14 protein-coding genes are annotated in these 18904 nt (G+C 67.1%); 6 read left to right on the top strand and 8 right to left on the bottom strand.

The window, feature by feature from the left end; all coding sequences use genetic code 11:
* Nucleotide 1 precedes the first annotated feature (1 nt).
* Both J2X45_RS01510 and J2X45_RS01505 read right to left on the bottom strand, forming a co-directional pair.
* A complete protein-coding gene (locus tag J2X45_RS01510; RefSeq protein WP_310210352.1) occupies nt 2-463 on the bottom strand; it encodes a DUF3429 domain-containing protein in 462 nt (153 codons plus the stop codon).
* 241 nt (nt 464-704) lie between these two features.
* Nucleotides 705-3626: a peptidoglycan-binding protein gene (locus J2X45_RS01505; RefSeq protein ID WP_310210349.1), complete on the bottom strand. Its 2922-nt coding sequence runs from the start codon at nt 3624-3626 to the stop codon at nt 705-707.
* A gap of 208 nt (nt 3627-3834) precedes the next feature.
* Between J2X45_RS01505 and J2X45_RS01500 the strand changes: the two genes are divergently transcribed.
* Nucleotides 3835-4050 (top strand): hypothetical protein, encoded by a 216-nt coding sequence (locus tag J2X45_RS01500; RefSeq protein WP_310210347.1) that lies wholly within the window; start codon nt 3835-3837, stop codon nt 4048-4050.
* Here the strand turns inward: J2X45_RS01500 and J2X45_RS01495 are convergent.
* Entirely contained in the window at nt 4047-5708 is a 1662-nt protein-coding gene (locus J2X45_RS01495; RefSeq protein WP_310210345.1) for a bifunctional lysylphosphatidylglycerol flippase/synthetase MprF, read from the bottom strand. The two genes, J2X45_RS01500 and J2X45_RS01495, sit on opposite strands and share 4 nt — an antisense overlap.
* 174 nt (nt 5709-5882) lie before the next feature.
* Here J2X45_RS01495 and J2X45_RS01490 point away from each other — a divergent pair, with 174 nt between their 5' ends.
* The 5 genes from J2X45_RS01490 (at nt 5883) to J2X45_RS01470 (ending at nt 10768) form a co-directional block, all read left to right on the top strand.
* On the top strand, nt 5883-7088 hold the full coding sequence (locus tag J2X45_RS01490; protein WP_310210342.1) for an acyl-CoA dehydrogenase family protein: 1206 nt from the start codon (nt 5883-5885) through the stop codon (nt 7086-7088).
* 71 nt (nt 7089-7159) lie between these two features.
* On the top strand, nt 7160-8293 hold the full coding sequence (locus J2X45_RS01485) for an acyl-CoA dehydrogenase family protein (RefSeq protein ID WP_310210338.1): 1134 nt from the start codon (nt 7160-7162) through the stop codon (nt 8291-8293).
* A gap of 122 nt (nt 8294-8415) precedes the next feature.
* Nucleotides 8416-9081 (top strand): SH3 domain-containing protein, encoded by a 666-nt coding sequence (locus J2X45_RS01480; protein WP_310210335.1) that lies wholly within the window; start codon nt 8416-8418, stop codon nt 9079-9081.
* A gap of 207 nt (nt 9082-9288) precedes the next feature.
* Nucleotides 9289-9789 (top strand): pyridoxamine 5'-phosphate oxidase family protein, encoded by a 501-nt coding sequence (locus J2X45_RS01475; protein WP_310210332.1) that lies wholly within the window; start codon nt 9289-9291, stop codon nt 9787-9789.
* A 262-nt stretch (nt 9790-10051) separates the two neighbouring features.
* Nucleotides 10052-10768, top strand: a complete 717-nt coding sequence (locus tag J2X45_RS01470) for a Crp/Fnr family transcriptional regulator (RefSeq protein ID WP_310210330.1) — start codon at nt 10052-10054, stop codon at nt 10766-10768.
* Here J2X45_RS01470 and pyk read toward each other — a convergent pair.
* From pyk to edd, 5 genes are all read right to left on the bottom strand, one after another.
* Nucleotides 10765-12195 (bottom strand): pyruvate kinase, encoded by a 1431-nt coding sequence (gene pyk, locus J2X45_RS01465; RefSeq protein WP_310210327.1) that lies wholly within the window; start codon nt 12193-12195, stop codon nt 10765-10767. The two genes, J2X45_RS01470 and pyk, sit on opposite strands and share 4 nt — an antisense overlap.
* Before the next feature lie 19 nt (nt 12196-12214).
* Nucleotides 12215-14680: an exo 1,3/1,4-beta-D-glucan glucohydrolase gene (locus J2X45_RS01460; RefSeq protein ID WP_310210324.1), complete on the bottom strand. Its 2466-nt coding sequence runs from the start codon at nt 14678-14680 to the stop codon at nt 12215-12217.
* A gap of 297 nt (nt 14681-14977) precedes the next feature.
* Nucleotides 14978-15997 carry a LacI family DNA-binding transcriptional regulator gene (locus J2X45_RS01455; protein WP_310210320.1) on the bottom strand — a complete coding sequence of 340 codons (1020 nt, stop codon included), beginning with the start codon at nt 15995-15997 and terminating at the stop codon, nt 14978-14980.
* 84 nt (nt 15998-16081) lie between these two features.
* On the bottom strand, nt 16082-17077 hold the full coding sequence (gene glk, locus J2X45_RS01450) for a glucokinase (RefSeq protein WP_310210317.1): 996 nt from the start codon (nt 17075-17077) through the stop codon (nt 16082-16084).
* Nucleotides 17078-17091: 14 nt separating this feature from the next.
* Entirely contained in the window at nt 17092-18900 is a 1809-nt protein-coding gene (gene edd, locus J2X45_RS01445) for a phosphogluconate dehydratase (RefSeq protein WP_310210315.1), read from the bottom strand.
* Nucleotides 18901-18904 lie beyond the last annotated feature (4 nt).

Below are 18904 nucleotides of genomic sequence, written 5' to 3'. Positions count from 1 at the left end.
GTCACATCTGGAGGGCCTGCTCCAGCGAGAACGCCAGGGAGACCGCCGCACCGGCGGTCATCAACGTACGCATCCGAGGCCGCCAGCTTGGCCCATCATGATCGGTGACGTCCCAAACCCACTGCAGCAGGAACACCAGCAGGAAGCCTGACAGCTGCCAGGCCGGTTCGAACTTGAGCTCGCCGAGAAGCAGACCAAAGCCGGCCAACGGAAATAGCAGAGAAATGCCCAGGACCGACCAACGCGGGCTCGGGTTCTCAATCTCAAGGCCGGTGCGAACGCCGCCGAAGTAGGACACCATCGCGGCCGCGTAGGCCAACAACCCCAGCAGCGCGGAACTCCGGATGGCCGCAGGGCCATAACAGAACAGGCCCGAAGCCACAAAGAAGGGGATCAAGGTCGACAGACCAAAGACCCATGCCGCCGGTGGTACCGGCGTCCGCCCGCCCGCGGACTCGTTCATGCCATAACTCCTTCGGAAGGCGACCTTGGTCGCCCACCCTGCCCCGCGCCCGACTATTACCGACCGGACGCGATAGGTCCACGGACGATCTTCAGCGCGAGAAGCCCGATGTCAGGATCTGAATTGGCCCAGGAAGGTGTTTGATTGCAATGGACTTTGTCCCCACGCGCACGCAGAGGCGGTCGGCAAACGGCGTCGAGCGCGGTATAGCACCGACGCACGAGGCGCGGCTTGGCCGGCTCTAGCGCGCGTACACCGACAGGCGGTTGAGCGTCTCACCATCCATAGATCCCGTGGCCGGAAGGCCCTGATCACGCTGGTAGGCGGCGATAGCCATGCGCAGGGCGGGCGAGGAAACACCGTCGCGAGGCCCCTGATAATAGCCCAGCTGCGACAGGACACGCTGGGCCAGGCCCAGATTGGCGTTCGCCGCAGCCGGCGCGGCCGACGACAGGCTGGCGGTCTGGACCTGGGTCTGCGGACGGAAGGCCAGGGCCGACCGATCAGCAGTCTGCTGCGCCTCAGCGGTCAGTTGCGAGCGGAGCGCCGTGGCGCGGCCTCGCGCGGTGGAGTCGCCCGCACGGCCAGCGATCACGTACCACTTGTAGGCCTCGGCGGGATTCTGGCTGACGCCCAGGCCGCTTTCGTAGAGCTGCGCGAGATTGAACTGGCTGTCGACCAGCCCCATGTCGGCGGCCTTACGGAACCAGCTGGCGGCCGTCGTTGAATTGCGCGGACCGCCCTCGCCCTTGAAGTAATAGAGGGCCAGATTGTGCATGGCGCGCGGATCACCGCCATTGGCGGCGCGCTCGCTCCAGCGGCGCGCCTCGGCCATGTCGACCTTCACCCCGTTCTTTCCGCCCTCGTACATCTTCGACAGATAGAACTGGGCGGCCGGGTAGCCGCCGTTCGCGGCGCGCTTGAGGGTTTCGACGCCCGAGCGGTCCCCGGAATCGATCTTGCGGACCGCGTCCTCGAACAGGGTCTTGGCTTCGTTGGTCGGCGGCGCGGCCGACGCCTCGACCTCGGCCGGCACGACCTTGCCCGTGGTCAGAGCGACAGCGGCGCGCGGCGCGCCAGGCGTGGTGTCGGCTTCGGGACCATTGACCTCGACATCGGCCTTACGTCCGGCGATCGCCTGGGCCACGCGACTGGGCGAAGTGTTGACGTCGTCGCTGTTGAGCAACAGAAGTCCGCCCACGCCGGCGCCGAGCGCCCCAGCGGCGGCGAACACAACAACGGCCGTCGTCACCGTCGCGCCCAGACGGGCCTTGGACTTCTTGGTCGAGAAGCCGCCAAAGCCGCTGAACAGCGAGCCGCTGGCCTTGGTCGATTTGTCCTTCTTGGCAGATTTGGGCTTCCCGCCCCCCTTGCCTTCGGCGGCGGCCGCGGCGCGCGCGGCGGCGCGGGCCTGCTCGATGATGTCGCGGGTCGACATCGGCCGCGTGGGTTGAGTCGGCGCGAAGTCGGAGACCTCGGGCTCGACCTCATAGCGCGGCGCTTCCGGCTCGAAGCCGTCGGCGATCGCATAGTCGTCATGAGCGAAAGCCGGTTCCTCGGGCTCGGCGGCCGGGAACTCAGCCACGTCGAAGCCCCGGGTCGGAGCCGGCGGCGCGTCGAACGCGTCGTCCTCATCCTCAACCGTGCTGAACGAAGCGGCCTGGCTGAAATAGCTATCGTCAAACGGGGAGACCGCCGGCGGCGATGGACGCGCCGGCGCGGGCGCAGGCGCTGCGGCCGGCGCGGGCTGCGGCGGCGCGGCTTCCAGCTTTCGCTGCGCCTCCGAGAGACGGCTGTCGATCTTCTCGCGCGCTTCCTCCAGCATGCGGAGCGTGCGCTCTTCGCTCTGGCGGATCCGATCGACCAGCTCCTGGCTGGAGCGTTCGTGGCGCTGGTTCAGGCGCTCGGTGACGCGGGCGACCTGTTCGCCGACATCGTCGATCGCCAGGGCGTTGCGGCGTTCGGCGCTGCCGATGCGTTCAGCCAGCTTCTCAGTGATACGAGCGATCTCGCCACCAAGCTTTTCAAGCGCTTGGGCTTGCACGCTGTCGGCGCGATTGAGCTTGTGCTCGACACTTGCGGCGATGCGAGCGACTTCGCCGCCAACCTGTTCTATGGCGCTGGCGTTTCGGCTCTCGGCCGCATGGACCCGGCGATTGAAGGCGTCGGCGACACCGACGATCTCGCGCCCCATGCGTTCGATGGCCTGCGCCGAGCGCTGCTCGGCCGCCTGCACGTGAGCGGCCATCTCGCCGAGCTTGCGCTCCATGCGGTCAAAGCGGCCGTCGGCGCTTTCGCGAAGCTTCGCCGCCATCTCCAGGCGCGCGGCTTCCATCTTCTGCGTGAGGGTAGCGGCCAGGCTGTCCAGACGCTCTTGGACGCCCGTCGCGGGATTGGCGCTCTCGACAGCGCCCAGACGCTGATCCAGGGCCTGGAACGACGCGCCCAGTTCGCGGAGCGCCTCGCTGGTGCGGCTTTCGGCGGCTTCCAGACGCTCGCCCAGTCGCGCGACCACGGCGTCGACCAGGGCGCTGGGATCGCTCGTGACCTGCTGGTTCAGCCGCGCTTCCAAGGTCGCGATCGCCTCGCGGGTGCGCGCTTCGCCCTCGTAGAGATGGCCAGCGACCTTGCCCAAAGCGCCTTCCAGCGCGCGCAGAGCCTCGGCGGAGCGCGGACCGGCTGCCTCGGCCTCGATGCGACGCAGGCGTTCGGCCGCTCGCGCCTGTTCTGTCTTCAACTCGTCGACCGCGCCCTCGAACCGGGCGGCGACAGCGATCTGCTCGCGTTCGGACTGGCCAAGACGCGCCAGCGCGTCGCGGACGGAATGGTCGATGCCGGTGATCGCCGCGGCGTTGCGCCCTTCGGCGGCCTCGATGCGCTGGGTCAGCCGATCCAACGCCAAGGCGACACGGCCAACCTCGTCAGCAGGATGTTCAGCGATCTCGATACGCGGCGGCGCGTCGTCCTTGACGATCTCGAGATAGGCGCGGTTCGGCGCCTCGTCCCCCGCCGGACGCGGATCAGCGGCCGGACCATCGCCCTCGATGATCATGCGGTTCAGCCATTCACCGAGAGTCATGCCGGAGCGACGCGCAAGGTCCTTCGCGACCTCCCGTGCCTTGGGGTCTATCCCCTTAACGCTCCATGGCGACGCCGCCGTCATGCGAATCGATCTCCCCGCATCTGGGGAAAACGCTAGTCACCGATTCCTGGGGTGTAAACGCGACGAAAACGCCAGATGTTGTGGCCGCGCGATTCACTGTGGAGGAATCAGGACAGAGTCCCAACACTCTGTAGCGCGGTTCAAAAGCAAGAGGGTTAACGCAGGTTAACCATTTGCCAGGCGGATTGTCGCAGGCCTAGAAGCACGCATGGACCTGCCCGTCACCGCCGCCGCCGCGATCCTGTTCCTGATCCTGGCCGTACTCTTCGGGTGGCTCGGCGCCCGTCCGATCAACATTCTCAAGGGGCCGCGGATGGTTCCGTGGCGTCCGCTGATGATGATCTGCGTGGTGGGACTGATGCTGATGGTCGTGCATCTGGTGAACCTTCTGGGCGTCCAGACCGGCAACCAGACGCGTTACTAGGTCGCGGCCCTTTCAGGCTGCTTCTTGGGTCGTTTCGCCAGGCCGGAGACGCCGCCGGACGACAGCAGACCGATGTCGGCGAGCAGGAAGGGGATGGCCCACTTCTGAGGCGCGGCAATGTAGCGCGGCTGCCAGACAGGGTCGTACTTGTCCTTGTAGCGACGCACGCCCTGGAAGTTATAGATCTCCTCGCCACGCTCATAGAGCAGCCTGCCGACGCGCGACATGATCGGCGCCAGCGGGCGATCCTGTAGCCCCGCAAGCGGAGCGACTCCGAACTCGAAAGCGCTGTACCCCTCGTCCTTGCCCCATTGCAGGAGCTCAACGAACAGATAGTCCATGACGTTTTTTGGCGCTTCGTCCGAGTAACGCATCAGGTCCATCGAGAACGCCGTCTTGCTGGCCGTCGTCCAGAGCGTGGCGAAGGCCACGATCTTGCCCTCGCTGCGAACGATCGCGACTGGGAACTCGGCCACGTAGCGCGGATCGAAACCGCCCATCGAAAAGCGCTTCTCGCCGCCCGCGTGATGGGAAAGCCAGGAGTCCGAGATCGTCTTCAACTCGTCCATGATGGCTGGAGCCGCGCCCACCGGCAGAACCTCGAAGGCCGCCCCGCCCTCCCCGGCCTTGCGCCAGTTTCGGCGGAGAACCTCCCGGCGGCGACCAACAAGGCTGAAGGCCTCCAGCGGCACTGCGGCGCTTTCGCCGGTCTTCTGGATCGCCAGACCCAGGTCGACCGTATCGGGGAGATCGTCGGGGCCAAGGCCGTAGAAGCCCGCGCGCGCCGCATGGGCGTCGGCCAGCTCGCGGAACCGCCAGAACAGCTCCATGCGCTCTTCGCGCTTGCCGACCGGCGCCCCCAGAGCGATCCACGATCGTCCCCGAACGCCGAACATCAAGAAGGTCTCGCCCGAGGCCGAAAACAAGAAGCGCTTGTCGCCCAGCAGCGCGAGGTTGGCGCTGGGCTCGGCGCCTTCGGCCTTGGCCAGAATGGCGCGGACGCGGTCGAACTCGGGGTCGGTGTCATCGACCACGGGCGGTGTCGCCGCCGTCGCGATCAGCCGCCAGACCCCGACGGCCAGCAGCACGATGGCGGCGGCGACCGACGAGCGAATGGCCCGCGCCGCCTCGTCGTGGTCCTGCAGGATCTTGATCCAGGACTTGTCGGCGAACTCGGTGTGGTGAAATGACCACCAGCCTAGGACCGAGGCGCCGACGATCGCCGCAGCGGCCGATAGCAACCACCCGGGGGTGATCTCCATCTTGGTCAGCGCCGCCTTTCGAGGAAAGGCGTCATGGAACGGCAGTATCAGGAAGAGACAGACCAGCAACATGGCGGTCTCCTCCCAGTTCAAGCCCTTGAACATCGCCAGGACCGCCGAGGCGCCAAGCACAATCAGCGCCGCCCACCAGGCTGCGCCGAGCCGCGCGCGCAAGCCAAAGGCCAGCAAAAGGAGCACCAGCCCGAGGATCGAAGAAAAGAAGTGGCTGATCTCGATCAGAAGGTCCGGCGCGAAGGCGAGCAGCAGTAGGAAGCGGGTCGGTTCGGACGGTGTGGCCCCAGAAGCCAACAGCATGACGCCCGCCGACGCAGCCAGGATCGCCGCCACGGTGGGGGCGATCGCATGGGCCGCGGGCCTGAAAACTGTCGAGGACATCCAGATCCCGAAATCGCGAATCCCCAAGGGATCCAGGAGCAGGCGTTTCTATACCGCGTATTGCCCGACGTGGTCCCGCGCCAAGATGCGAACGATTGTTTGAAACAGCTTGCCGCCGGCGTCGCGAGGCGTAGTGTGTCGGCCAAACACCGGTCCGCTTAGGGAGATGAGACCATGGCCGATTTCGGGGGAACCGATCTCGACGCCTTCCGCGCCGACACCCGCGCCTGGCTCGAAGCCAACTATCCAAAGTCCCTGAACGCGCCAATGGGCGAGGACGAGGCGCCGTGGGGCGGCCGCAAGATGGTCTGGAAGAACCCGGACGCCAAGCTGTGGCTCGACCGGATGGCCGAACGCGGCTGGACCGCACCGATGTGGCCCAAGGAATATGGCGGCGGTGGTCTCTCCAAGGCCCAGAACAAGGTGCTGGAACAAGAGCTTCGCCGCCTCAAAGCGCGCCCGGCCCTGATGAGCTTTGGCGTCTGGATGCTGGGCCCGGTGCTGCTGGAGTACGCCACCGAGGAGCAGAAGCGCCGTTTCCTGCCCGAGATCGTGCGCGGCGAGACCCGCTGGTGCCAGGGCTACAGCGAACCCGGCGCGGGCTCTGACCTGGCGTCTCTACAGACCAAGTGCGAGGACAAGGGCGACCACTACCTGATCAACGGCCAGAAGGTCTGGACCAGCTACGCCGACCAGGCCGACTGGATCTTCTGCCTGGTGCGCACAGACACCAGCAAGAAGCACGAGGGCATCTCGTTCGTGCTGTTCGACATGACCTCGCCCGGCGTCGAGGCGCGGCCGATCAAGCTGATCAGCGGCTCGTCGCCCTTCTGCGAGACCTTCTTCGACAACGTGAAGGTCCCCAAGGAGCAACTGGTCGGCAAGCTCAACGGCGGCTGGGATATCGCCAAGCGTCTGCTGCAGTACGAGCGCCAGAACATCAGCGCCTCGGGCTTCGGCGGCGGCGGCGGTCTTTCGGTCGTCGAGGCGGCCAAGAAGGAGATCGGCGTCGACAGCGAAGGCCGGATCGCCGACGGCGACTTCCGCGCGCGCCTGGCGGCCCACTCCATGGACGCTCACGCCTTCATGCTGACCGTGCGCCGCGCCGAGGCGGAGTCCAAGCAGGGCTCTGGGCCAAGCGCCGCCGTCTCGATCATCAAGTACGCCGCCGCCAAGATGAACCAGGAGCGCACCGAGCTGCTGGTCGAGGCTCTGGGCCTGCAGGGTCTGGGCTGGGAGGGCGACGGCTTCAGCGCTGAAGAGCTGGCCGCCCCGCGCGCCATGCTGCGGGCCAAGGGCAACTCGATCGAGGGCGGCACCAGCGAGGTCAACCTCAACGTCGTCGCCAAGCGCGTCCTGGGTCTTCTGGACCACCAGTAGCCGCCGCAAAGCAAACAGCGCGCGCCGTCGGCACGGCGCGCCGAGACCAAGACTTTTCGAGGAGCCTGAACATGGCCGTCCTGACTGAAGAACAAACGATGCTGCGCGACGCCGCCAAGGGCTGGGCCAGCGAAAGCGCGCCCGTCGGCGCCCTGCGCAAGCTGCGCGACAGCAAGACCAAGCAGACTTTCGATCCCGCCGCCTGGGCCGAGATGGGCCAGATGGGCTGGGCCGGCGTGATCGTGCCCGAAGCCTATGATGGCTCCGCGTTCGGCTATCTGGGCCTGGGGCTGATCCTGGAAGAGACCGGCCGCACGTTGGCCGCGTCTCCCCTGCTCTCCACCGCCATGATCGCCGCCTCGGCCTTGCAGCTGGGCGGCTCGGACGCCCAGAAGCTGGCATGGCTGTCCAAGATCGCTTCGGGCGAGGCTGTCGCCACCCTGGCCATCGACGAAGGCGCTCATCACGCACCCGCCCGAACCGCCCTCTCGGCGACCAAGGGCGGCGCAGGCTACGTGCTGAACGGAACCAAGACCCTGGTGCTGGACGGCGAAGCCGCCGACCTGCTGATCGTCGCGGCCCGCACCAGCGGGCAGCCGGGCGACACAGCGGGCCTGACCCTGTTCCTCGTGCCGGGCGACGCTGCTGGCGTTGGTCGCTCGCACCTGTCGTTGATCGACTCGCGCGGCGCAGCCAAGATCGTCTTCGACGGCGTCGAGGTCGGCGCGGACGCTGTGCTCGGCGAGGTCGACAAGGGCTGGGCCGTGCTGGAGCCGACGCTCGATCGCGCCTATGCGGGCCTCGCCGCCGAGATGCTGGGCAGCGCCAGCGCCGCCTTCGACATCACCCTGGATTACTTGAAGACCCGCACCCAGTTCGGCCAGGTCATCGGAACTTTCCAGGCCCTTCAGCACCGCGCCGCCAAGTGGTTCACCGATCTCGAAACGACCCGCTCCTGCGTCGAGGCCGCGCTTGAGTCCTTGGACGCCGGCGCCGACAGCCGCGCACTGGCGTCGTTGGCCAAGGCCAAGGCGAGCGAGCTGGTCCATTTGGCGTCGAACGAGATGGTCCAGATGCACGGCGGCATCGGCATGACCGACGCCCATGACGCCGGCCTCTACATGAAGCGCGCCCGCGTCACCGAGGCTCTCTTCGGCGGGGCCAGTTTCCATCGAGATCGCTACGCCCGACTGATGGGCTTCTGACACCCCCTGTTCAGGGGATAGGCCCCCCGCCGGCCGCCGGATACCGTCGTTCACATTATGACGGACCGGCCGCCCGCGGTGGGCTTAGACGGTCGCCGGCTTCCGTCATTCGGGAGCTGAACATGACCAAGACCCTGGCCACCTTCGCCGCGCTGAGCCTCGCCCTCAGCGCGACGGCCGCCTACGCCCAGGCGCCGCTGCAACTGAGCTACCCCACGGACGTGTCGATGAGCTGCGAGCAGATCAGCGCGGAGATGGTGCGGATGGACCAGTTGATGGGCCTGTCGACCTCCGCCATCGCCAGCGCCGAGGGCGCTGCGCGCGGTGCGGAAGCCGCCGCTAGCCTTGGGGTCAACGCCGCTCTCTATAGCGGCGCCTTGGGCCGCGTGCCCGGGCTCGGCGCGTTCGCCAACGCCGCTGCGGCCCAGGCCAAGGCTGCAGCGGCCGCCAAGGCGCAGCGCGAGGCCCAAAACATCCAGATCGCCCAGCAGCGGCGCGCAGTGATGGGCGGTCTCTACCAAGGCAAATGCGCCAACGCGCCGACCGCGACCCCCGTCTCCGCCACCGTTCCGGCGACGATGAGCGCGACGGCCGCGCCCAATCTCCTGGCGACTACCCAGGACGTCTCCCTTCGGGGGGCTGCTTCCCCCACGGCTACGATTGTCGGAACGGTCAAGGCCGGGGCCACAATCTACCCCACGGGCCAGCGCAATGGCGTGTGGATGGAAGTGGACGACGAGAACGGCGCGCGGGGCTGGATGTCCTCCGCCTTCGCCAAGCCGAAATAGACAGTTCGGCGGGATCGCGCGGCGGTGCGATCCCAAGGCCGCAGCGTGCAGGGACGCCGCAAGGGTAGTCGGCGAACCTTGTGCGTGGGAACAGGTCAGGCGCGCGTTCCTTTTCCCAGGAACAAGTCGCGAGACCTGAGGCGTAGGAACCGCCGCCCGCGCCATTGGTTCTTCCTTGCGATTCCCCGATCGCAAGGAAGGCCTCCCATGCAAGACGCTATTCACGACAGAGCAGACGCCGAACGCCGGCTCTGGAAAGAAATCGACGACGTCCGGTTCGGCATGCTCGGCGTGCCCGCGCGTGGCGACCACTTCCAGCCCATGACCGCCTTCGCCGAGCCCGAAGACAACGCGCTTTGGTTTTTCACCAACGAAGACAACGGCTTGATTCAGGCGCTGGGTGACGGCCAGGACATGGCCATGTTCATCATCCAGGCCAAGGATCAGGACTATCAGGCCTGCATCGGCGGCCGCCTCACCGAGGACAAGGATCGCGCTCGCATTGAGCGCTACTGGAATCCCATGGTCGCCGCCTGGTTCCCGCGCGGCAAGGATGACCCAAGCCTGACGCTGCTGAGATTCGACCTGACCGACGCCGAGACCTGGGCCTCCAAGGGCGGCCTTCGCTTCGCCTGGGAGATCGCCAAGGCCAATCTGACCGGCGATACCCCGGATGTCGGCCGCCAACAGCACATCAATCTGGCCTGACGCCCCTAAGAGCCGCCTTCCAAGGCGGCTCTTTCTTTATCCGGTCAGAAAAGGAAGCGCGCACGGCCTGCTTGCTGACGGATCTAAGTCGGAATCCCGACAAAGCGGACTGAGGGTCAGTTAAAACGAAAAATAGTCAGTTCTGTGGACTCTTCTGCATTTAGACCGTTCCTGACTGCCTTGTGTCGGCTACGCGACGGCGCCTGCTCCTAAGTCCACCTATAGCTTGCAACCCTTGCCGGGAGACGGCGTTCGACTCCACATGACTGGGCCGTTGCCGACCTCTATGAACCGCCTGCTGTTCGCCCTCCCGCCGGAAGACAAGGCCCTCCTGACGCCTCACCTTTCGCAAGTCGAGCTTGAGAAGGGCCGACTTCTGTACGAACCCGGCGATCTGATCGACCAAGCCTACTTCCCGACCGATTGCGTCCTCTCGCTGATGACCTTGATGGACAACGGCGCAGCGATCGAATCCGCCACTATCGGGCGGGAGGGCGCGCTCGGCCTGATGGCGGCCGTGGCGCCGCGGCAGTCCCTCGGACGCGCGATCGTCCAAGCGCCGGGCTCGGCTTTACGGATCGCAGCCGCCCCGCTTCATGAAGCTTGGCGGCGCAGCGCGCCGCTGCGGGAGGTCGTGGATCGTCATAACGAGGCGCTCTTTGGCCACGCGATCCAGTCGGTCGCCTGCAACGCCCTGCATGCTGTCGAGGCGCGGTTCTGCCGCTGGCTCCTCTCGTGCCATGATCGCTTAGACACCAACACCGTGTGCCTGACCCAAGAGTTTCTGGCCGACATGCTGGGCGTGCAGAGAACAACTGTAACGGCCGTCGCCGGCTCCCTGCAGACCAAGGGCGTGATCCGGTATCGTCGTGGCGTCGTCGACATTCTCGACCGCGCCGGCCTCGAGGCCATGGCTTGCGAGTGCTATGGCGCGGTCAGGCGCGGCTATGAGCGACTCCTCCCGGCCTCGTTCAGCTAGCGACGTCGAGCCGGTGCTGGCGCATGGGCCAGACGCAGCAGGTTCGCCGCGCCCGGAGCCCCGAACGGCGTGCCGGCCACCACGAGCAGTCGCTCGCCCGGCGCCACCAGTCCTAACTCAAGAGCCTTGCTCGACGCGTCGGTCGTCACGACCTCCAGGCTGTCAGGCTGAGCGCTGACGCGCGGCTCGACACCCCAGACCAGGCACATGCGACGGACGGCGCTGAGCTCGGGCGACAGCGCCAGCACGGGCTGCAGCGGGCGCTCGCGTGACAGACGGCGCGCGGTCGCCCCGGTCGTCGTGAACGCCACGAGGCATTTGGTTGACCCCGCCTTGGCGGCGCCCGCGGCGGCGACCACAAGAACATCGGCGTCCACGTCGTCGTGGCTCTGTTCGGCGTACATCAGCTCGGGCCACTTCGGGTCGCGTTCGACCCGTTCGATGATGCGGTTCATCATCGAGACGGACTCTTCAGGATAGTCGCCGGCCGCAGACTCCGCCGACAGCATCACCGCATCCGCGCCCTCGTAGACGGCATTGGCGACGTCTGACGCCTCGGCCCGGGTCGGGGTCGGCGAGCTGGTCATCGACTCCAGCATCTGGGTGGCGACAATCACGGGAATGCCCCGCTCGCGCGCGGCCCGCAGGATTTCCTTCTGGGCGACCGGCACCTCCTCGGGCGCCATCTCCACGCCAAGATCGCCCCGCGCCACCATCACGCCGTCGCAGAGGTCCAGGATAGGACCCAGAACCTTCAGCGCCTGGGGCTTTTCGATCTTGGCCAGCACGGCGGCGCGGCCTTCGACGATGCGGCGCAGCTCGGCCATGTCCTCGGGCGCCTGGACGAACGACAACGCCACCCAGTCCACGCCCAATCGCAGGGCGAAGGCCAGATCCTCGCGATCCTTGGCGGTCAGGGGGGACATCGGGATGACCACGTCCGGCACCGCCACGCCCTTGCGTTCCGACAGCTTGCCGCCATTGACGACCTGGGTGTTAGCGTAGCCAGGGCCCGCCTCGGTCACCGTCATGCGCAGCTTGCCGTCATCCAGCAGCAGCGTCGCGCCCGGCCGCATCGCGGTCAGGATCTCCGGATGCGGCAGGTGCACGCGGGTCTCGTCCCCTGGGGTCGGATCGCTGTCGAAGCGGAACGCCTGCCCTGGCTTCAGCATCACCGGGCCGTCGGCGAATTTTCCGACGCGCAGCTTGGGCCCCTGAAGATCAGCCAGCACGCCGAGCGGACGATCAACGACCTTCTCAGCTTCGCGAATGGCCGCGTACACGGCCGCGTGGGTCTCGTGCGCCCCGTGGCTGAAGTTCAGGCGAAAGACGTCAGCCCCGGCCTTGGCCAGGGTGACGATCATCTCGAAAGAGCTCGACGCAGGGCCGAGGGTGGCGACGATGCGAGAGCGACGGGCGCGGATCATGCCGTCGCTCCTTCCAGGGTTAGGCCGGGCAGAAAGCGTCGCCCTCGTTGGACGCCAAGCGGATTTCCGTGAACGACAGCGTCAGCGGCCCTGTTGTCCACAGCCCGAACGGGGACAAAACATGCGTCATGTCCGCCCCCTTGGCCTGGAAGCAGGAAAGTTTGATCTTCGCCGTACGCCATTCGCCCGTTTTCGCACCTGACAACGTTGACGTAACGTCTACCGTCGCCCGGCAGGATTCGCCACAGGTTAGGCTGAGCGAAACAGGTTTGGTCGGCGCGGCGTCCACGCGGTAGCGGAACATCACCGCCATGTCGCCGGTCGTCTGGCGGGAAAGATCCACGGCCGAACCCATCACGCCAACCACGCCGAAGCCTTCGCCGCTCCAGGTGGCCTGGCGCGCGTTTTCCTGTGCGCCGGCGTCAATCGCCTTGAGCGACGCCGCGCCGGACGCGCTCATCATCCACGGCGGCGGCGTCCTGCCGTCGACAAAGTAGCGATCGACGTTCGCCGCCGCCGAGGCCGCGCCAGGGTCTTCTGACAGCGTCGGCACCTTGCCTGGCTTGGCGTAGCTGAGGCCGTAGCCGTAGGCGAACAACGGATCATAGCCTGGGTCGCCCACATTGATCGGCTCCTGGTCGGCGCGCTTGGGCCAGGAGAAGGACAGCTTGCCCTGGAAGTCGTGGCGGGGCTTGCCGGCTCTGTCGCCGACCAGCACGTCGGCTACGCCGCCGCCCTCCGAGCCGGGCAGCCACGCCGCCACGAACGCGTCCGAGGCGTTGAGCTCTGGATTGGTCCACAGCGGGCGGCCGCTCAGGAACACCGCCACCACCGGAACACCGGCGGCCTTCAGCTTCTTGAGCAGCGCCAGATCGCGCTTGTCGCCAGCCTGGTACTCGATGCTGGTGATGTCGCCCTGGAACTCGGCGTAGGGATTTTCGCCGAACACGACGATCGCCACGTCCGGCTTTTTCTGGAAATCGCCCGTAACCGACAGCTCGGCGCTGCCGCCACCGGCCTTCACCGCCTCGGCGACGCCGGCGTAGATCGACTGGCCGTGCGGGAAGTCACTGTTCTTGTTGCCGGTGCCCTGCCACGTCAGGGTCCAGCCGCCCGAGGCCTTGCCGATGTCGTCGGCGCCGTCGCCGGCGACCAGCACGTGGGCCGAGCTCTTCAACGGCAGAACGCCCTCGTTCTTCAGCAGCACCAGCGACTTGCGCACGGCTTCCCGCGCCACAGCGCGGTGTTCGGGCGCGCCCAGCAGGTCGAGCTTGCCCTCCAGCGGACGCTTATCCGCGAACAGGCCCGCCTTGACCTTCACGCGCAGGATACGACGCACGGCGTCGTCGATGCGCGCCATCGGGATCTGCCCAGCCTTCACCTGCGCCAGGGTGTTATCGTAGAGGCCCTTCCAGCTGTCGGGGGCCATCATCATGTCCATGCCGGCGTTGTAGGCCTGGGCGCAGCTGGTGTTGGTGCAGCCCTCGACCTGGCCATGGGCGTTCCAGTCGCCGACGACGAAGCCCTCGAAGCCCATCCGGCCCTTTAGGACATCGGTCAGCAGACTCTTGTTGCCGGTGTGCTTGACGCCGTTCCAGCTGGAGAACGAGACCATCACCGACAGGATCCCGGCCTCGATCGCGGGCGGATAGCCCGCGTTGTGCAGGCGCACGAGATCGGCTTCGGAGATCTTGGCGTCGCCCTGGTCACGCCCGTTCTCGGTGCCGCCGTCAGCCAGAAAGTGCTTGGCCGAGCCGGCCACGCGTCCCGCCGCCAGCGGCTTGCCCGCTTCCAGCGCGCCCTGCAGGCCCAGCGTCATCGGGCCGGAATAGGCCTTCACGATCTCCGGGTCCTCGCCATAGCCCTCGTAGGCGCGGCCCCAGCGCTCGTCGCGCGGCACCGCCACGGTGGGTCCAAACGTCCAGTCCGCGCCCGTCGCCGCCATCTCCTTGGCGGTCACCTCCCCGATGCGGCGGATCAGGTCAGGATCGCGCGCGGCGCCCAGGCCGACGTTGTGCGGGAAGATCGTAGCGCCCACGACGTTGTTGTGCCCGTGCACGGCGTCGACGCCGAAGATGATCGGGATCTCCTGGCGGTCGCCGCGCTTGTCCAGCGCGGCTGCGCGGAAAGCTCGGATCCATTCGATCCAGCGCTGGGGGCTGGCGCGGTCGTTGCCGTCCGGCGCGGAGTTGCCGCCGACCAGCACCGAGCCCAGCCGATACTGCTTGAGCTCCTCGGGCGTGATCGAAGCGCCGTCGGCCTGGATGGTCTGAGCGACCTTCTCCTCGACGGTCATCCGGCTCATCAACTGGGTGATGAAAGCCTCAGTCTTGGCGTCGGTGATCGTCGCGGGGCTGGCCGCCTTCGGCCAGACCGCCGGGTTGGCGATGGCGTTCGGCGGCGTCTGAGCCAGGACCCCGCCAGCCGCTCCACAGGCGATCGTGAGAGCCAGGGCGGAAGCGAAGGCGAAACGGCGCGGAAGCATGGGCGATCCTTGGAAGGGGCGTCCGTCGGGCGGAGCGGTATTTTGAGGAAAGGCGCTCGACGCGGCGCTTGCGGGGTGACCGCGTCGAGCAAAGAGAAGCGGGTTCAGGCCCGCTTGGAGGGGAGTGATCGTGCGCACAGGGCGCAACAGCCGCTGGACTGGCCAGGCGAGGTCATGGGGTTTCCTCCTGACGCCGCCTTGTCGTGGCGACTGTCTTGATCAACGTGATCTCGCGCGCATTGGACAGCGCTGTCAAGGGGAATATGATTGCGGTAACATCACCCACGCCGCCAATCGCTACCGCGGAGCCTGGCCGGTGGACTCCCGCACTACCAATTCGAAGTCCAACAGCCGCGATGGCGGCGGCGCCCCCTCCTCCCGCTCCACGCCCTGCATGAGCATGTCAGCGGCCGCGCCAGCCATGGCGTGGATCGGCTGGCGGACGGTGGTCAACTGGGGCCAGGTGATCTTCGCGCCCGGCGTGTCGTCAAAGCCGGCGACCGACAGTTGGGACGGCACGTCGAGGCGCAGACGATTGGCCACCGCCATAACGCCCAGCGCCATATCATCGTTCGAAGCGAAGATGGCCGTCGGCTTGTCCGGCCCGCTCAAAAGCCGCTCCGCCGCCTCGAAACCTGAGCGGAACGAGAACCACCCCTGCTCCACGCGATTGTCGCGCACCAGCAACCCGCTGTCGCGCATGGCGTCCAGGAATCCCTGGTGGCGCAGGTGCGAGGCGCCGTGATCGGGGTGGCCGATGATAAAGCCGATATCCTTGTGACCCAGATCGATGAGGTGCTTGGTCATCTCATAGGCGGCCAGTCGGTCATCCATGCTAACCCAGGGCGCGCGGTCGAGGTCACCGCCCGGCGCGATCCGAACATAGGCCACGCCCTCCCGCTCCAGCGCCGCCAGAACCACGGGATGGTCGCTCAGCGGCGGCGTCAGGATCACGCCGTCCATGCGCAGCGTCGCCAGCATCGGCGCCACCTGCTCCTCGACGTCGGCGGTCGAGTCGATCGGCTCGACGATCAGGTGAAAGCCCTCCTGCCGGCAGCGCGCGATTGCGCCCAGCTGAACGTCGGTGACGTAGCCCGGGCTCGGGTTATCGAAGAAGACGCCGATCAGATACGCCTTCGAACCCGCCAGGCTGCGGGCCGAGATATTGGGGCGATAGTTCAGCGCCGCCACGGCGGCCTGCACCCGATCGCGGGTGTCGGCCTTGACGTTGGGCTCGCGATTGAGCACCCGCGAGACGGTTTTGATCGAGACTCCGCTTTCGCGGGCCACGTCGTGGATCGTGACTTTGGCGCTCAATTCCGTCCCTCGCCGCCCCGATTCGTTCGGTTCGGCGCGTACTTAGCCATGACAAGGCTGTCATGGCGAGCCCCAAGAAATCGACTACGAAACGGCCGCGCGGCCCTCCGGCGTCAACGCCACCGCCGCGCCGATCAGGGCGGTGTGCGGGTGCAGGATCACATGAGTCGGGATCGCCTGGGTGAACCCCGAAAGCCGGCCCTTACTGTCGAAGCGCTCGCGGAACGGGCTCTTCTCGAGGATGTCGATGATGCGCGGCGCGATGCCGCCCGCAATGAACACGCCGCCGCGCGCGCCCAGCGTCAGGGCGATGTCGCCGGCCGTCGAGCCCAACACGGCGCAGAAACGATTCACGGTAGCCAAGCTGTCGGCGCAGCCTTCCACGGCGCGTTCGGTGATCTGCTTGGCGCTTAGCGCCTCAACCACGCGGCCTTCAGCAGCGGCGAGGTCGATATGAAGATCCTCCATGCCCGGGCCCGAGAGGATGCGCTCGACCGACACCCGACCGCCGTCCAGACGCTTGGTCAGGGCGCGCAGCACCTCGATCTCGACGTCATCGACCGGCGCGAAGGCGACATGACCGCCTTCGGTGGCCAGAGGGATCTCCTGGCCATGCCGACGCACGAGGCCGGCGACGCCGAAGCCGGTGCCCGGGCCGAGGATGGCAAGATCCCCCTCGCCCGAGGTCGGGAGCAAACCGACCTGACGCAGGTCCTTGGGGCTTAGGCGGGGGGCCGCCAGCGCCTGGGCGGTGAAGTCGTTGATCAGCTTGGCGTTGCGAAAGCCGCCGGCGCGGCGAAGGCCGTCCTCAGAAATACGCCAGTCCAGGTTGGTCATGTGGACCTGGCCATGGTCGATCGGACCGGCCACGGCGACCACCGCCTGGTCGGGGTGCCTGACGCCGACCTTGCGCAGGTAGTCCTCGATCGCGTCCTCGGCCGTGCCGTAGTCCTCGCCCTTATAGGCCGTCGGCTCGATCAGGCGCGGGTCCTGACCGTCGAACTCGACCAGGGCGAAGCGGGCGTTCGTCCCGCCGATGTCGCCGACGAGGCCAAGCCCGCCGTTGTGATTGACGTCCATGACCTAGCGCTTCCTCAGGCAAAGACGGACGCGCCGGCGTCGGCCGCGCCGACCCCCGCTCGCATCCATCCAAACAGTTCCCTACCAAAGCCCGGCTTGGACGCCGGGACGTTCGCCGGCGTCCGAGCGCGCAAGACCGCCTCGTCCACCAGGATGTTCAATTCGCCGGTCTCGGCGTTGACGCGGATCACATCGCCGTCCTGGACATAGGCCAGCGGCCCGCCTTTTGCGGCTTCCGGGGTGACGTGGATCGCGGCGGGCGTCTTGCCCGACGCGCCCGACATCCGGCCATCCGTGACCAGGGCCACCTTGTGTCCGCGATCCAGCAGCACCGAGATCGACGGCGACAGGTTGTGCAGTTCGGGCATGCCGTTGGCCGACGGTCCCTGGAAGCGGACGACGACCACCACATCGCGGTCCAGCTCGCCGCGCTTGAAGGCGGCGATGAAGTCTTCCTGTTCCTGGAACACGGCGCACGGGGCTTCGATCACGTGATGCTCGGGCTTCACGGCCGAGATCTTCATCACGCCACGCCCCAGATTGCCGGCCATCAGACGCAGACCGCCTTCCTTGCTGAAGGGGTCGGAGACCGGACGGACGATGGCGGTGTCCAGGCTGTCTTGCGCCCCGTCGCGCCATGCCAGCACGCCGTCCTCGAGGACCGGTTCGCGCGTGTACAGCGACAAGCCCGCGCCCGCGATCGTCTGGACGTCTTCGTGCACGAGACCCGCTTTCAGCAATTCGCGGATCACGAAGGCCATGCCGCCGGCGGCCTGGAAGTGGTTCACATCGGCCGAACCGTTCGGATAGACCCGCGCCAACAGCGGCGTGGCCTTGGAGATGTCGTCCAGGTCTTCCAGGGTCAGTTGCACGCCCGCAGCGGCGGCCATGGCGATGATGTGGAGCGCCAGATTGGTCGAGCCACCCGTCGCCATCAGCCCCACCACGCCGTTGACGATCGACTTCTCGTCGATCATGCGGCCCACCGGCATGAACTGGTTGCCCTTATTGGTCACGGCGGCGACGCGACGCGCGGCTTCCTTGACCAGGGCCTCGCGCAGCGGCGTGTTCGGGTGAACGAAGGCAGAGCCAGGCAGATGGAAGCCCATCAGCTCCATCAGCATCTGGTTGGTGTTGGCCGTACCGTAGAAGGTGCAGGTGCCTGGGCCGTGATAGCTGGCGCTCTCGGCCTCCAGCAGCTCGGCGCGGCCGACCTTGCCTTCGGCGTAGAGCGCGCGGATCCGGGCCTTCTCGCTGTTGGGCAGACCCGAGGTCATCGGGCCCGCGGGCACGAACAGCGCCGGCAGGTGGCTGAAGGTCAGGGCCCCGATCACCAGGCCCGGCACGATCTTGTCGCAGACGCCCAGGTACAGCGCCGAGTCGAAGGCGTCATGGGTCAGGGCCACAGCGGTGGCCATGGCGATCACGTCGCGCGAGAACAGCGACAGCTCCATGCCGGGACGGCCTTGGGTGACGCCGTCGCACATGGCCGGCACGCCGCCGGCGAACTGAGCGGTCGCGCCCACTTCTCGCGCCGCGTCCTTGATCAGCGCCGGATAGGCTTCCAGCGGCTGGTGGGCCGACAGCATGTCGTTGTAGGCCGAGACGATGCCGATGTTCGGCGCGTTCGGATCCAAAGCGCGAACCTTATCGACGCCCGGCGAGGCGGCGAAGGCGTGGGCCCAGTTGGCGCAGGACAGCTTGGCCCGTCCCGGCTGGTTCTCGATGGCCTGCTCCATGTTGGCCAGATAGGCCGAGCGGCTGTCCTTGCTGCGCGCCACGATCCGGGCGGTGACTTCGGCGATGACCGGGTTCAGGCTCATGGCG

The sequence above is a fragment of the Caulobacter sp. BE264 genome (assembly GCF_031457805.1).
Lineage (GTDB): Bacteria > Pseudomonadota > Alphaproteobacteria > Caulobacterales > Caulobacteraceae > Caulobacter.
The sequence above is the reverse complement of the archived record's forward strand: the minus strand, read 5'-3'. Positions and strand labels throughout refer to the sequence as shown.